Below are 14,566 nucleotides of genomic sequence, written 5' to 3' on the forward strand. Positions count from 1 at the left end.
GGTGGGGTGGGTCGGATCGGTGGTGTTCCACAGCCGCACGGTGCGGTCGGAGCCGGCGGTGGCCAGGGTGTGGCCGTCCGGGGTGAACGCCACGGAGGTGACGGCGTTGGTGTGGCCGGTGAGGGGTTGGCCGAGCGAGGTGGGGTGGGTCGGATCGGTGGTGTTCCACAGCCGCACCGTGCCGTCGTAGCCGCCGGTGGCCAGGGTGCGCCCGTCCGAGGTGAACGCCACGGCGAGGACACTTCTGGCGTGGCCCGTGAGCACAGCGGGTGGCGTGTTCCACAGCCGCACGGTGCGGTCGGAGCCGGCGGTGGCCAGGGTGTGGCCGTCCGGGGTGAACGCCACGGAGGAGACGGCGCCGGTGTGGCCGGTGAGGGGTTGGCCGAGCAAGGTGGAGTGGGACGGATCGGTGGTGTTCCACAGCCGCACCGTGCCGTCGTCGCCGCCGGTGGCCAAAGTGCGCCCGTCCGAGGTAAACGCCGCCCCCCGAACGATGCCGGTGTGGCCGGCGAGGGGTTGACCGAGCAAGGTGGGGCGGCTCGGATCGGTGGTGTTCCACAGCCGCACCGTGCCGTTCCCGGCGGCGGTGGCCAAGGTGCGCCCGTCCGAGGTGAACGCCACCGCGAAGACGCTGTCGGTGTTGCCGGTGAGGGGTTGGCCGAGCAAGGTGGGGCGGCTCGGGTCGCTGGTGTTCCACAGCCGCACCGTGCCGTCGTAGCCGCCGGTGGCCAGGGTGCGCCCGTCCAGGGTGAACGCCACCGAGTAGACGGCGCCACTGTGGCCGGCGAGCGGTTGGCCGAGCAAGGTGGGGTGGGCCGGATCGGTGGTGTTCCACAGCCGCACCGTGCCGTCAAAGCGCGCGGTGGCCAGGGTGTGGCCGTCCGGGCTGAACGCCACGGAGGAGACGGCGCCGGTGTGGCCGGTGAGGGGTTGGCCGAGGGAGGTGGAGTGGGACGGATCGGTGGTGTTCCACAGCCGCACCGTGCCGTCATCGCCGCCGGTGGCCAAAGTGCGCCCGTCCGAGGTAAACGCCGCCCCCCGAACGATGCCGGTGTGGCCGGCGAGGGGTTGGCCGAGCAAGGTGGGGCGGCTCGGATCGCTGGTGTTCCACAGCCGCACCGTGCCGTCGTCACCGCTGGTGGCCAGGGTGCGCCCGTCCGGGCTGAACGCCACCGCGAAGACGCTGTCGGTGTTGCCGGCGAGGGGGGTGGACAGGGCCATGGTGGATGTCGCGGTCAGGGCGGTGCGGACGTCTGGGTTGTTCGGCCGCAGGTCGTGGGCGGTGAGGTAGAGCTGGGCGGCGAGAGAGACGTCGGGAAGCCGGTCGGCTTCGGCGAGGATCTGGTTGACGATGGCATCATCGCGTGATTGCTGGGCGGCGTCTCGCTGTAGGTAGGCGAGGATGGCGGCCGCGATCGCCCCGAGGGCCAGCGCGGACACCGCGGCGAACCGGCGGCGGCGATTTCTGCTGGTGCGTTGTTCGTTGTGGTGTGAATTGGTGAGGAATCGGCGCGCGGTGGGAGTGAGGTCGGGTCGGTCGGGGTTGATCGCGGTGAGGCGGGGGCCTCGGTAGAGCAGGGAGTCGTCGTGGGTGTCGGCCCAGGTGTGGGCGTCGGTTTCGAGTTTCTGGATAGCTTGCCGGTCGGCGCGGTCGGTGTTGATCAGGTCGTGGAGGCGTGGCCAGGCTCGGATCAGGGCTTCGTGGGTGAGGTTTGCGGTGCCGCGGTCCAGGGTGATCAGCCGGGCGGTGGCGAACGCCTCCAGCACCCGGGTGGTGATCGGGTCTTCGGGTTCGGACCGTGGCAGGGGGCGGCGGGTGTCGTGGGGGGTGTCCTCGCCGACATTGACCATCCTGGGCAGCAGGATGTCGGCTTCGCGGCGCTCGGCGTCGTCGAGAGTGTTGTAGGTGTCTTCGGCGGTGGTGGTGATGGCGCCGGTGACCCCGCCGGTCTGGCGGTAGCCGTCGAGAGTGAGCCGGTTGCCGTGTCGGTGCTGCCAGGTGGCCAGCAGTGCGTACGACAGCAGGGGCAGCGCACCGGGGTCGTAGTCGGCGTTGGTGTCGTCGTCGGGGTCGGCGCCGGTGTCGGCGAGCAGCCGGTCCACCAGCCCGGACTCGGCTCTGAGTCCGGCGTGCTGGGCGGGTTCGGTGATGGCGGCGCGCAGCTCGGTGGTGGTCATCGGGCCGACCACCACCTGATGGTCCTGCAGCGCCGCGACGAGCTCGGGGTGGCGGGCGCAGGGACCGTGGAAGTCTGAGCGCAGACCGAGGATGACCAGCGCGGCGGGTTCCTGGTCGGCGGTGGGGTGGCCGGTGGTGTGCAGGGCGGTGAGGAAGGCGCGCCGGTCGGTGTGAGCGACGGTGGGGGCGAACAGCTCCTCGAACTGGTCCACCACGACCACCACCCGCCCGACCGTGCCGGCCGCGCGGGTGAACGCTGCCCGCGCCTGGTCCGGATGCTCGCCCAGCTCGGCGCGGATCGCCGCCGCGTCCGTGCCGGGGGTGTGCTCGCTCAGCGCGATGGCGAGGGCGGACAGCGGGTCCTCACCGGGCGTGATCAGGAGCGTGGGCCAGTGTGACGAGTGGTGGATGGCCAGGTCACCGTGCCTGATCGCGGGTAGCACCCCGGCCGCCAGCAGCGACGACTTGCCCGATCCGGACGGGCCGGTCACCACGGTGATCCCACCCGTGCGTGCCCGCTGCCCCAACCACACCATCACCTGCTCGACCAGTCCGCCACGGCCGTGGAACACCTCGGCGTCCTCGGCGGTGAACGCGTCGAGCCCCCGGTACGGGCAGGCACCATCGGACAGCTCCGCTCCGTCGCGGCGGGCGGTGAGGTCTGGCTGGTAGGCGCGGTTGGGTGCGAGGACGAGCTTGCTGGTGCGGTTGCCGATGTTGAGCCACGGTTGCGGCCGCCGCTTGGCTTTCATCGTCCGGGACAGGTGATCGTGTAGCTGCTCGAGGCTCAGCCCCGCGGGGGCGGTCGAGATCCCGTCCCGCAACGCCGTGATCAGCTCACCGCTGAACGCGGTATAGGGCTCGCCGTCGACGACGAGGGCGAGTTCGTTACGGTCGGCCGAGGCCAGCAGAGCACCGCTGGCCACCGGGTTCACCGCGCGGGCCGAATAGCAGCAGTCCAACACCACGACGACCATTCGGGCGCGGCAGCTGGCCAGCTCCGCCACGATGTCGGGGTAGGCCACCGCCTGAAGGGTCGGCAGGTGCGCGAGATTGACCGTGGCGCGGGTGGCCAGGTGGAGTACGCCCGCCGTATTGATCACACCGTGACCGACGTAGTAGATCAGCAACACGTCGGTGGCCGACCGCGAGGCGTCGCTGACCGCGCGCAGCACCATCGCCGGGTCGTCGGGATCAACCAGCGTGGCCAGGTTCTCCGGCCGCACGCCACACGCCTCGACCAGACAATCCGCCAACACCCGAACCGTGGGTTCGACCTGCGCCACATTCGGCAACGGCGAATCTATGACGTGCGAGCCTGTGCCGACCAACACCGCCCGCACACCCGCGCCGTCCAGGCCGGCCATCGATCAGCCGCCCGCACCCGGGTCCGCGGGTAGGCTCGGCCTTTCACCCGGATTCGGCGGATCGCCGCCCGCGGGTTCGCCAGCTCGCTGGTCACCTTGTCCCGTGATCGTCGCCGCTAGCCCGTCGATCAGCTCCTCAACCGCGCGTGGGTCGAGTTCCTTGATCTGGCGGACGTCGAGCACCATCCGCCCTCCCCGGTCGGTGTGCACTTCGAGCCGAAACCGGTTGACCCGACTGCGGAGCCACGCCACCAACGCCGCCGCGAGCGCGCCCGCCACCGGCGGTGTCACCGCCTCAACCAGAGCGGCATCCACGACCGGCCCCAGAACCCCTTGCGGTGGCGGACGCTCGCGCAGCCGCACCCGGCCCCGCAACTCGTCCTCCCCCACCAGCCACGCCCGCAGACCCCGCAGCTCATCGGCCGACACAGCCTCGCCCACGACCACCAGCACCACCGCCACCGGCCCCCCCAAAGCACCGAGGTCAAGGCCCAAAAGATTACTCCCGCCACGAGCGTCGCATCCGGAAAACCCAGAACGCACTCGGCTGGGCGTCCAACCAGGGCGGGCGACCCAGCAGGGCGCGCGGTCTGAGCGGGCGCTGGGGTGAGATCGGGGGCGGCCGGGCGTCTGCCTCCATCTGTCTGGAGCAGGCGCCACGCGACCGCTGGGCCGCGGTGCACGAACCTCCGCAGCCGCCCGACCGAAGTCCTTCGTCCCCCGACGCGATGGCAGAGGGTAACGACCAGGGCTGCCCGTACCATCTCGCGGCGCCGATCTCGATGATCTCATCGTTCTTCTAGGCCAGGTGGCTGTCGAATGCTCCTCGCCCACGGGCCGATCGGGCCATCCGATGCACGGCGGAGGCTCTTCGCTCTTCCAACTTGGGTAGTTCAGAAGTTGGCGTTTCCTGACGGCACCCGCGATCGAGAGGGAACCGTGGCAGCCGCGCTCGACCAATCCGCTGGAGGCGTTGAAGCACCACGGCTCGCTGACGCTCTCCAACGCGATCGAGCTTTCGACGTGCGGCCGCGTTCGGGCAATGCGCGGCGAGATCGTCTCAACGTGGTGACGTCCGAAGCGGAATCCCTCAGGCAACTGGTCCATGGCCAGCTTCGGCCCAGAACTGAGCAGGTCGTGATCACCAGTCGCTTCAGCGGCTTGGTGGCCTCCGGATCTCGGACGCTTCGGCGCCGCACCGGCCCGAGCCGCTCGGTGGACCCGGCGATGAAGCCGATTTCGACTGTGGCCCGCCCACCGAGTCTGGCTCTGAGGCGTCGCTGCTGGTGAAGACAATGGTGTCGTCGTCCCCGACGGATGCCCTCCGAGGTGGTTGTGACTGGATAGCCAAGCACTTGACCAGAGCGGCCCACTACACCCTGTACGACGTAGATCTCGGCGACCCGGATGGCTTCTCGATGAACATGGCCACCGGAACGGCGTGCCGCCCCAGATTCTCGGCACCCACCACCGCGACCCGTCGAGGCGACAAATTCCTCGATCATCGGATCATTCTGAGAACCCGCTTCAACAACACCATCCGCATCACACGATAACAATCGGACGGCTCAACAAGCACATCCGCTGCCGCACCGACTTTGTCGGCTCCTCTCCCGGCAGCCAGTCACGCATCCGCGTGGCTGCCACCGAAGTCACGCCGACCGAGCAACGGGCCAGCTACAACAAGCCAGGTCCTGACGGCCTGAGCTGAACGAAGATCACACCGAGCGATCTTGCACGCCACCTCAGCAGAGATGGTCGCGCATCAGCGGACCCTCCCGAAAGATCGAGACTTGGACATCATCAAGGCGACATATATCTTATATTTCATCAATGCGGTTGTTTTCATTTCCGTCGCAATCATGGAGAAAACGTCTTCCGATCATTCAAACTTGGTGTCATGATGGTGGGCGTGGCCCGAGGGGGGCGCCACAGTTCGGGGGAATCGTTGAGGGGTCAACATAGTGCAGTCACCTGGGTTACCCGCCGGTCCGTGGTGTGGGTTCGACCATCGATCGAAGAGGTCGGCGCGATTATCAACATCCCACTCGGCGACTGAGGTCATCTTGCCGACCAACGGGACCGTTATACTCCCCGCGCTTCTATCTGACGGTCGCGCCGCCTGAAAGGCTGCGCTCGTCAGTTGGCCGGCACGATCCGTAACGAGGCATGAGCATGGGGGACTAGCTTTGTCCAAGCATCTGGGTTGAGTTCGAAGCCGTTGACGGTGCCGGCTTTCGTAGGCCATAGGCTCCGGTAACCGTTTTCGGCTCAACAGAACAGCGCCATCATGTGGCGACTGTTGGCGGAACCACGTGACCGCGATGACATCTCCGCCAAGATGGGTGCGGCGCGCGCAATGGGTCCAGAAGTGATCCGTGCCGACGTTGACTTGCCCTACGTGAGGTGGTCGGACTGGGTGCGGTCACCGTCGACCGATGAAAGTTCCCCCTCGCGACCTCACCGAGTGTTTTGTTCACTCTCTCGTCTAGTGTCTGGTGATTCTGATGTCTTTACTTGGCGTTGTTGTCGACCAACTTCGTGATGCTGGTTTGGATGAGGTGGTCTCGATCTGGTTCATCCGCGACGAGCCTTTGGAGGCGTAGTGGAAGCGCGCGTGAGGGTTGTTGGCCCGCCAGCACATGATCTCCGGTGCGATGTCTATACACCGCCCTCCGTTGAACTCGGTGTCAGCAACGGAGAGCGGACGCATATCGTCGTTGTCGGCTTCCCGCTGCAAGGGCACGTCAACCCGACGCTAGCGATCGTCACCGAGCTCGTGCGGCGTGGGCACCGCGTCTCCTATGCAACCACCGCTGGGTTTGCCCCCAAGGTGGGCGCGGCCGGAGCCACTCCCCTGGTCTACGCCTCGCCGGCGCCCGCGACGGATCGGAAGGAGCAGTGGCCGGAGGGTGCTTCCGCCGCGTTGTCCCTCTTCCTCGACGACGCCCGCGCGCTGCTCGCCGGGCTGACCGAGCGGCTCCGTCAGGAGCGTCCGGAGCTGCTGCTCTATGACGTCAACAGCTACGCCGGGCGGGTACTGGCACGTGTCCTGGAGCTACCCGCCATCGAGATGTGCCCGCGCCACGACAGGCTGACGGCTGACGCCTCGGCCTCCCTCTACGCCGCTCGCGAGTTGCCCGATGATCCGCGGTGGCCGGCGTTCCGTGCCCGCTTCCGCGCCTTCCTGGACGGCCACGGCATCGACGAGCCGCTCGAGCGCTTCATGGTCGAAGCGGAGCAGACCCTAGTCACCATCCCCCGGGAGTTCCACTCCGACGGGGCCGGCGCCGACCTCGGCCGCTATACCTTCGTCGGCCCCTGCCTGCCCGAGCGGCGCGAGCAGGAGCACTGGCAGCCGCCGGCGGCCGACCGCAAGGTGCTGCTGGTCGCCCTTGGCTCGATCTTCACCGACCGGCCCGCCTTCTACCGCGGTTGCCTGGCGGCCTTCGGCGACCTGGAGCCCTGGCACGTGGTGCTGTCGATCGGCCCGTATGTCGACCGCACGGAGCTGGGCCCGATCCCCGCCAACGTGGAGGTGCTTCCGCACGTCCCACAGCTGGACGTGCTGGCCAGGGCGGATGTCTTCGTCACCCACGCCGGGATGGGCTCCACGCTGGAAGGGCTGGCCTTCGGTGTTCCGATGGTTGCCGTGCCCCAGGGCGCCGAGCAGCCGTTCAACGCCGAACGCCTGGTCGAACTGGGGTTGGGCCGGAGCCTGGCGCCGGAGCAGGCCGACGAGACAGCGCTGCGGACCGCCGTGCTGTCCGTCGCCACCGATCCAGGGATCCAGTCCCGCATCGCCTGGATGCAGCGGTGCATCCGAGATGCCGGCGGCGCCCGCGCCGCTGCCGACGCCATCGAGGATCGGCTGCGCATGGAGCGAGCAGTCCAGCCACAGACCACGCCGGCGGCCCCTGGCGAGTGGCGGCGGGTTCGGTGACGTCCAACAGAGCGAGGATGCGACACACCAGTAACACCAGCACAGCGCATACCGGTACGACACGAGCGGACCCCGCGCCGAGCGGCCTGGAACCGACCGGCCCAGCGGGTACCTTCCCGGAGTTGTTCACCGCGCAGGTCGAGCGACACCCCGAGGAATGCGCACTGGTGGTCGAGGACACCGCCTTGAGCTATGCGGAACTCGACGAGCGGGCCAACCGACTGGGCAGGTACCTGATCGCCCGTGGCGTAGGCCCGGAGGTCCCGGTCGCGGTAGCCCTGCGACGCTCAGCCGACCAGGTCATCGCCCTGCTCGCGGTTTTCAAGGCGGGCGGCGCCTACGTCCCGATCGACCCGGACTACCCGGCCCAGCGGGTGGCGTATCTGCTGGCGGACTCCGCCCCGTCCCTGATCCTGACCCACAGCACCATCGACCCCGACCTGCCCGACGGGAGTATCGAGCCGGAGGCCCCCACGCAGACCCGCTGCGCCACCCACTCGGCCCCCCGAGTCCTGCTCGATACAGCGCGGCTGCAGGCCGAACTGCGGTCCTTTCCGGGCACCGCGCCGGCCGACGGTGAGCGCACCGCGCCCCTCACGCTCCAGCACCCGGCCTACATCATCTACACCTCCGGTTCCACCGGGCAGCCCAAGGGCGTCGTCGTCACCCACCGTGGCCTCGGCGACCTGGTCGCGGCCCTGGCCGAGCGCTACGCCGTCACCCCCGGCAGCCGGCTGCTGCAGCTGGCCTCGCCCAGCTTCGACGCGGCCATCGCCGAGCTGGGCCCGGCCCTGCTCACCGGAGCCACCCTGGTGCTGGCCCCGGCCGGGCGGGCCAGCGCCGCCGGGCAGCTGCCCGAGTTGCTCCGACGGTACGGCGTGACCCACGCCACGATCCCCCCGACGCTGCTGGCCGCCATGGAGCCGTCCGACCTGCCGGCGGAGCTGGTGCTCACGGTGGCCGGTGAGGCCTGTGCGGCACGGCTGGTAGATGCGTTCGCCCCGGGCCGACGCATGATCAACGCCTACGGACCGACCGAGTGTACGGTCTGCGCGACCATGAGCGCCCCGCTCCTTCCCGGCCGGGGCACCCCGACCATCGGCGCCCCGAACCCCGGCACCCAGGCGCACGTCCTCGACGCGGCGCTGTGCCCGGTGCCCGTCGGCACGGAGGGCGAGCTTTACCTGGCCGGTCCGGGCCTGGCCCGCGGTTACCACGACCGGTTCGCGATGACCGCCTCCCGTTTCGTGGCCAACCCCTTCGGGACTCCCGGGGAGCGGATGTACCGCACCGGCGACGTAGTGCGCTGGACCGACAACGGCGAGCTGGAGTTCCTGGGCCGCTATGACGACCAGGTCAAGATCCGGGGCTTCCGGATCGAGCTGGGCGAGGTGGAGGCGACGCTGGCCGCCCTGCCGAGGGTGGCGCAGGCGGCGGCCCTGGCCCGCGAGGACCGACCGGGGCATAAGCGGCTGGTCGGCTACGTGGTCCCGCACGCCGAATCCCGGCGCACAGTGGATCCGGCCGGGATCCGCGCGGAGCTGGCCGCGACGTTGCCCGCCCACATGGTCCCGGCCGCGATCGTGGTACTGGATGCATTGCCCCTGACGGCCAACGGCAAGCTGGACAAGAAGGCCCTCCCCGCCCCGACCTTGACCACACCCGCCGCCGGCCCGACCGCCGCCGCCCCGGCCCGTGCCCCGCGCGGGGAGGCCGAGCGGGTGCTGTACGGCCTCTTCCGAGAGCTGCTCAGCGCGGACCGGGTCGGTGTCGACGCCGACTTCTTCGCGCTCGGCGGTGACTCCATCGTTGCTCTCCAGCTGGCCGCCCGGGCCCGCCAAGCCGGTCTGGCGCTGAGCCCGAGGGACGTCTTCCGGCACCGGACCGTGGCGGCGCTGGCCGCGAACGCCACCACCGCTACCTCCACGCCGGCCGAGCACGCCCGTCAACCACACGCAGGTGGACACACCCCCGCCGACTTTCCCCTCCTGTCCCTCGACCAAGCCGAGATCAACGAGCTCGAAACAGCAGGCCCCATAGCCGACGTACTTCCACTCACCCCGCTCCAGCAAGGGATGCTGTTCCACGCCGCCTACGACCCCGACGGCGAGGACCCTACACCGTCCAGACCTGCCTGCACCTGGACGGCCAGCTGGATGCGGCCGTGCTGCGCACCGCTATGGACGCGCTGCTGCTCCGCCACCCCAACCTGGGCGCCTGCTTTCCCTACCGGGAGAGCGGTACGCCCATCCAGGTCATCCCCGGGCGGATCGAGCTGCCCTGGGCCGAGACCGATCTGAGCGCGCTGCCCTCGGCCGAGCAGGACACCGCGATCGAGACACAGCTGGCTCTGGATCGGACGCGGCGCATCGACCTCGCCCGCCCGCCGCTGCTGCGCTGCACCCTGCTCAGGCTGACCCCCGTGCGGCACATCCTGGCCCTGACCAGCCACCACATCCTGATGGACGGCTGGTCGCTTCCGGTGCTCGCGCGGGAGCTGGAAGCGGTGTATGCGGCGGGCGGACATTGCAACACGCTGCTTCCGACCACCCCCTTCCGCGAGTACCTGGCCTGGCTGGCCCGACAGGACCGCGACGCGGCCCGGAACGCCTGGCGCCAGGCTCTGACCGGGCTGGAGGAGCCCACCCTCGTCGCCCCGGGCGACCCGGCCCAGGCTCCGCAACGGGCCGAGCGGATTCGGATCGAGCTCCCCGAGGCGGTCTCGGCTGCCCTGTCCGAATGGGCACGCCGGAGCGGGATCACGCTGAACACCGTGGTGCAGGGCGCCTGGGCGCTGCTGCTGGGCCGGCTGACCGGCCGGGACGACGTCGTGTTCGGCACCACCGTCTCGGGCCGCCCCGCGGAGCTCGCCGGGGTGGAGTCGATGGTGGGGCTGTTCATCAACACCGTGCCGGTCCGCGTCCGGCTCACCCCCCAGTCCTCGCTGAGGGAGCTGCTCGTCGAGATGCAGGACCGGCAGGCCGAGCTCCTGCCCCACCAGCACCTGGGCCTGTCCGAGCTCGGTCGGCTCGCCGGGTGCGGGGAGTTGTTCGACACCCTGGTGGTCTTCGCGAACTACCCCGCCGAGCGGATCGCTCGACGCAACGGTGCCGCGCACGGGCTGCGCATCGGCACCGTCGAGGAACGCGATAGCACCCACTACCCGCTTTCGCTGCTCGTCATCGCGGGTGAGCGACCGCGGCTGCACCTGCACTACCGGCCGGACCTCTTCGACAGCGCACAGGCCGAGGCCATCGCCGCCCGGTTCGTACAGACCCTGGAGACGATCCCGGCCGATCCGGACCTGCCGCTCGCCCGGCGGGCCGAGATCTCCCCCGCCGAACGCGAACGGTTGGTGGCCGATGCCCGGTCGGAACGGCAGGCCTCGGCCGCGGCCCGCACGGGGGCTGCGCGTACCGAGGCCGAGGCGGCCATATGCGCGCTCTACGGCGAGCTGCTGGGGTTGGACCGGGTCGGCGTCGACGCCGACTTCTTCGCGCTCGGCGGCGACTCCATCGTGGCCATCCAGCTGGTCGCCCGTGCCCGCCGCATCGGTTGGGAGTTCACCCCTCGAGACGTCTTCCTGCGCAAGAACCCGGCCGCGTTGGCCATGGCCGCGCGGTTCACCGCCGGCGCGGCCACACGTGGCCACGACGAGCCGGGCGCCGGCGTCGGCGTGGTCCCGTTGACGCCGATCATGCACTGGCTAGCCGAGCTGGACGGGCCGATCGACGGCTTCTACCAATCCATGGACACCGAGCTGCCGCTCGACTGCACCCACGCACAACTCACCACCGCCCTGCAATCCCTGCTCGACCGCCACGACGCCCTCCGTACCCAGCTCCACCACACCGACCACCACTGGATTCTCCAAGTCGCCGCGCCCGGGACCGTCTCGGCCACGCAACTGCTGCACCGAGTCGAGGTGAGCGGGCTGACCGACGCCCGGCTGCGCACCGCCGTGGCCCGACACACCGGCGCCGCCCAACAACGCCTCAAGCCCGAAACCGGCGCCATGGTGCAAGCCCTCTGGTTCGACACCGGAGCCCACAGGCCCGGCCGCCTCCTGCTCCTCATCCACCACCTCGCGGTCGATGGCGTCTCCTGGCGCATCCTCATGCCGGAGCTCGACTCCACACTCCGGTCCCTGAGCGAAGGACGAACCCCGACACCGGAGCCGGCGAGCACGTCGTTCCGTCAGTGGGCGCGGCGGCTGACCACGGCGGCGCGGAGCCCGGGCCGGGCAGCGGAGCTGGAATTCTGGCGGCGGGTCGGCACTGTGGCGGACCCGACGCTGGGCATCCGCCCGCTCAACCCTCGGCAGGACGTGGCCGCGACCGCCAGGCGGCTGACCCGCACGCTGTCCCCTCGGACCACTACCGAGCTGCTCACCACCGTCCCCGCCGCCTTCCACGCCGAGGTGAACGACGCCCTTCTCACCTGCTTCACGCTCGCCGTCGCCGCCTGGCGCACCAAACGCGGCCGAGGAACCGGCTCCGCGGTCCTGATCCAGCTTGAGGGCCACGGCCGCGAAGACATCGTCGACGACGTCGATCTGTCCCGCACCGTCGGCTGGTTCACCACCGCCTTCCCCGTCCACCTCGATCCACACGGCACCAAGGCCGACGGACACGCCCTGAAGACCATCAAAGAGCAACTGCGAGCCATTCCTGACAAAGGCATCGGCTACGGCCTACTGCGCTACCTCAACCCGGACACCGGCCCACAACTACGCCAGGCCACCACCCCACAAATCGGCTTCAACTACCTGGGCCGCTACCGACTACAAGATTCCGCACCGACCGACCACAGCGAGACCGGCTTCGGGCCGTGCGGGACCCTCGGCGAGGGCTTCGACGCCCGAATGCCGCTGCCCCACGCCCTGATGCTCGACGCGATCACCTTCGAGGACGCCTCCGGCCCACGCCTGCAGGCGCAGTGGACCTGGGCCGGAGACCTGTTCACCGAAGCCGAGATCGACGAACTCGCCACAGAATGGTTCCAGGCGCTAGAAACACTCGCCGCGCACGCCCAAGAACCAAGCGCGGGTGGACACACCCCCTCCGACTTCCCCCTCATATCCCTCAACCAAACCGAAATCGACAGGATCGAAACAGCAGGACCCATCACCGACGTACTACCACTCACCCCGCTCCAACAAGGAATACTCTTCCACGCCACCTACGACCCATCCGGCGAAGACCACTACATCACTCAGCTGCGGCTGCACCTGGAAGGGCCGGTGGACACCGCCGTGCTCCGTGCGGCCGCGCAGGCTCTGGTAGCCCGGCACGCCGCGCTGCGGGCCGGGTTCCGCTATCGCGGGGACGGCGATCCCGTCCAGTTCGTCGTGCATACGGCCGAGCTGCCCTGGGCCGAGGTCAACTTCAGCGGGTTGCCCGCCGACGCGCGGCCCGAGGCGGTGGCCGACTGGCTGGCCGAGGACCAGGCCCGCCGCTTCGACCCGGCCCACCCGCCGCTGCTGCGCTGCACCCTGCTGGAGCTTGGAGCGCAGCGCCGGATGTTGCTGCTCACCAGCCACCACATCGTGATGGACGGCTGGTCGATGCCGGTTCTCCTGGCCGAGCTGGGCGAGCTTTACGCCCGGGGCGGGGACCCCGCAACGCTGCCACCGGCAACGCACTTCCGCGAGTACCTCGCCTGGCTAGCCCGCCAGGACCGCGGCGCGGCCCGGGACGCCTGGGGCAAGGTTCTGGCCGGGCTGGAGGAGCCCACCCTCATCGCCCCAGGGGGCGCTGCGCGCACCGCGGCCCTTCCCCAGCAGCTCACGCTGGAGCTGTCGGCACGGACCACCGAGGCGCTGGCCGCTTGGGCCCGCGGCCGGGGGCTGACGATCAACACCCTGGTCCAGGCCGCCTGGGCGGTCTTGCTGAGCCGGCTGACCGGCCGGAACGACGTGGTTTTCGGCATCACCGTCTCGGCCCGGCCGGCGGAGCTCGCGGGAGTGGAGTCGATGGTGGGGCTGTTCATCAACACCCTGCCGGTCCGCGTCCAGCTCACCCCCGGCACCCCGGCGCAGGACCTGATGGCCGCGATCCAGGACCAGCAGGCCGAGCTCCTGCCCCACCAGCACCTAGGCCTGACCGAGCTCGGTCAGCTGACCGGACTGGGTTCCGGGGAACTGTTCGACACCCTGGTGGTCTTCGAGAACTACCCCGGACGGGCCGCCCCCTCCAACGCCGCTGAGCCAGCATCGACCGGCGCCCTGCCGCTGCGCGGCCTCGAGGGCAGCGACGCGACCCACTATCCGCTGACGCTGTGCGTCTATCCCGGTTCCCAGCTCCACCTGCGGCTGGAGTACCAGGCGAGCCTGTGCTCGCGCAGTACCGCCGAGGCATGGGCGGCGGGCCTGGTGCGGATCTTGGAGACGGTTGCCGCCGAACCGTCCCTGCCCGTGGGCCGGCTGGACCCGCTCCATGCCGCCGGGAGGGACCGGGAGTCCTCGCCGACGCGGAGCGAGGGAACCGCGATCGACGTGCCGCCGGGCACGCTGCCGGAACTGTTCACGGCGCGGGCCGCCTGGATTCCGGACGCGGTCGCGCTGGTGACCCCGGCCGGCCCGGTGACCTACGCACGGCTGGAGGCGGACTCCAACCGCCTGGCCCGGCACCTGATCACCCACGGGGTCGGCCCGGACGTCCCCGTCGCGGTGGCACTGCCGGCCTCGATCGAGCTGGTCACCGCCCTGCTGGCGATCATGAAGGCGGGCGGGATCTACGTCCCGCTCGACCCGAGCTACCCCGCCGAGCGGCTCAACCACCTCATCACGGACTGCGCCCCGGCGCTGCTGATCACCGCCACCGCCCACACGTCCACGCTGCCACCGGCCGCGGACGTCCACCAACTGCTCCTCGACAACCCGGCCCAGACCGCGGCCTGGCGCCGCCACCACGCCGAGCCACTACACGACGCCGAACGGCACGCCCCGCTGACCCCCAACCACCCCGCCTACATGATCTACACCTCCGGATCCACCGGAACACCCAAAGGCGTCGTAGTCGAGCACGCCAGCCTGACCAACCTCTTCCACAGCCTGTTCCACCCCCAAGGGCTGTT

General features: G+C 70.0%; 4 protein-coding genes and 1 pseudogene. 3 read left to right on the forward strand and 2 right to left on the reverse strand.

Features of this window, described 5'->3' with window-relative positions:
* Both N912_RS59815 and N912_RS0148485 read right to left on the reverse strand, forming a co-directional pair.
* Window positions 1–3,546, reverse strand: a 3,546-nt coding sequence (locus tag N912_RS59815) for a caspase, EACC1-associated type (protein WP_084212148.1), incomplete at its 3' end; no start/stop codon positions are given.
* A gap of 3 nt (window positions 3,547–3,549) precedes the next feature.
* Window positions 3,550–4,008 (reverse strand): effector-associated constant component EACC1, encoded by a 459-nt coding sequence (locus N912_RS0148485; protein ID WP_051581839.1) that lies wholly within the window; start codon window positions 4,006–4,008, stop codon window positions 3,550–3,552.
* Window positions 4,009–6,151: 2,143 nt separating this feature from the next.
* Here N912_RS0148485 and N912_RS59820 point away from each other — a divergent pair.
* From N912_RS59820 to N912_RS66375, 3 genes and pseudogenes are all read left to right on the forward strand, one after another.
* On the forward strand, window positions 6,152–7,489 hold the full coding sequence (locus N912_RS59820; protein ID WP_169748096.1) for a macrolide family glycosyltransferase: 1,338 nt from the start codon (window positions 6,152–6,154) through the stop codon (window positions 7,487–7,489).
* A 17-nt stretch (window positions 7,490–7,506) separates the two neighbouring features.
* Window positions 7,507–9,381, forward strand: a pseudogene (locus tag N912_RS63155) (non-ribosomal peptide synthetase); the annotation flags it as partial.
* A 272-nt stretch (window positions 9,382–9,653) separates the two neighbouring features.
* A partial coding sequence (locus N912_RS66375) for a condensation domain-containing protein (protein WP_156994482.1) occupies window positions 9,654–14,566 on the forward strand: 4,913 nt, incomplete at its 3' end.

The sequence above is a fragment of the Actinospineispora acaciae DSM 45401 genome (assembly GCF_000620785.1).
GTDB lineage: Bacteria > Actinomycetota > Actinomycetes > Mycobacteriales > Pseudonocardiaceae > Pseudonocardia > Pseudonocardia acaciae.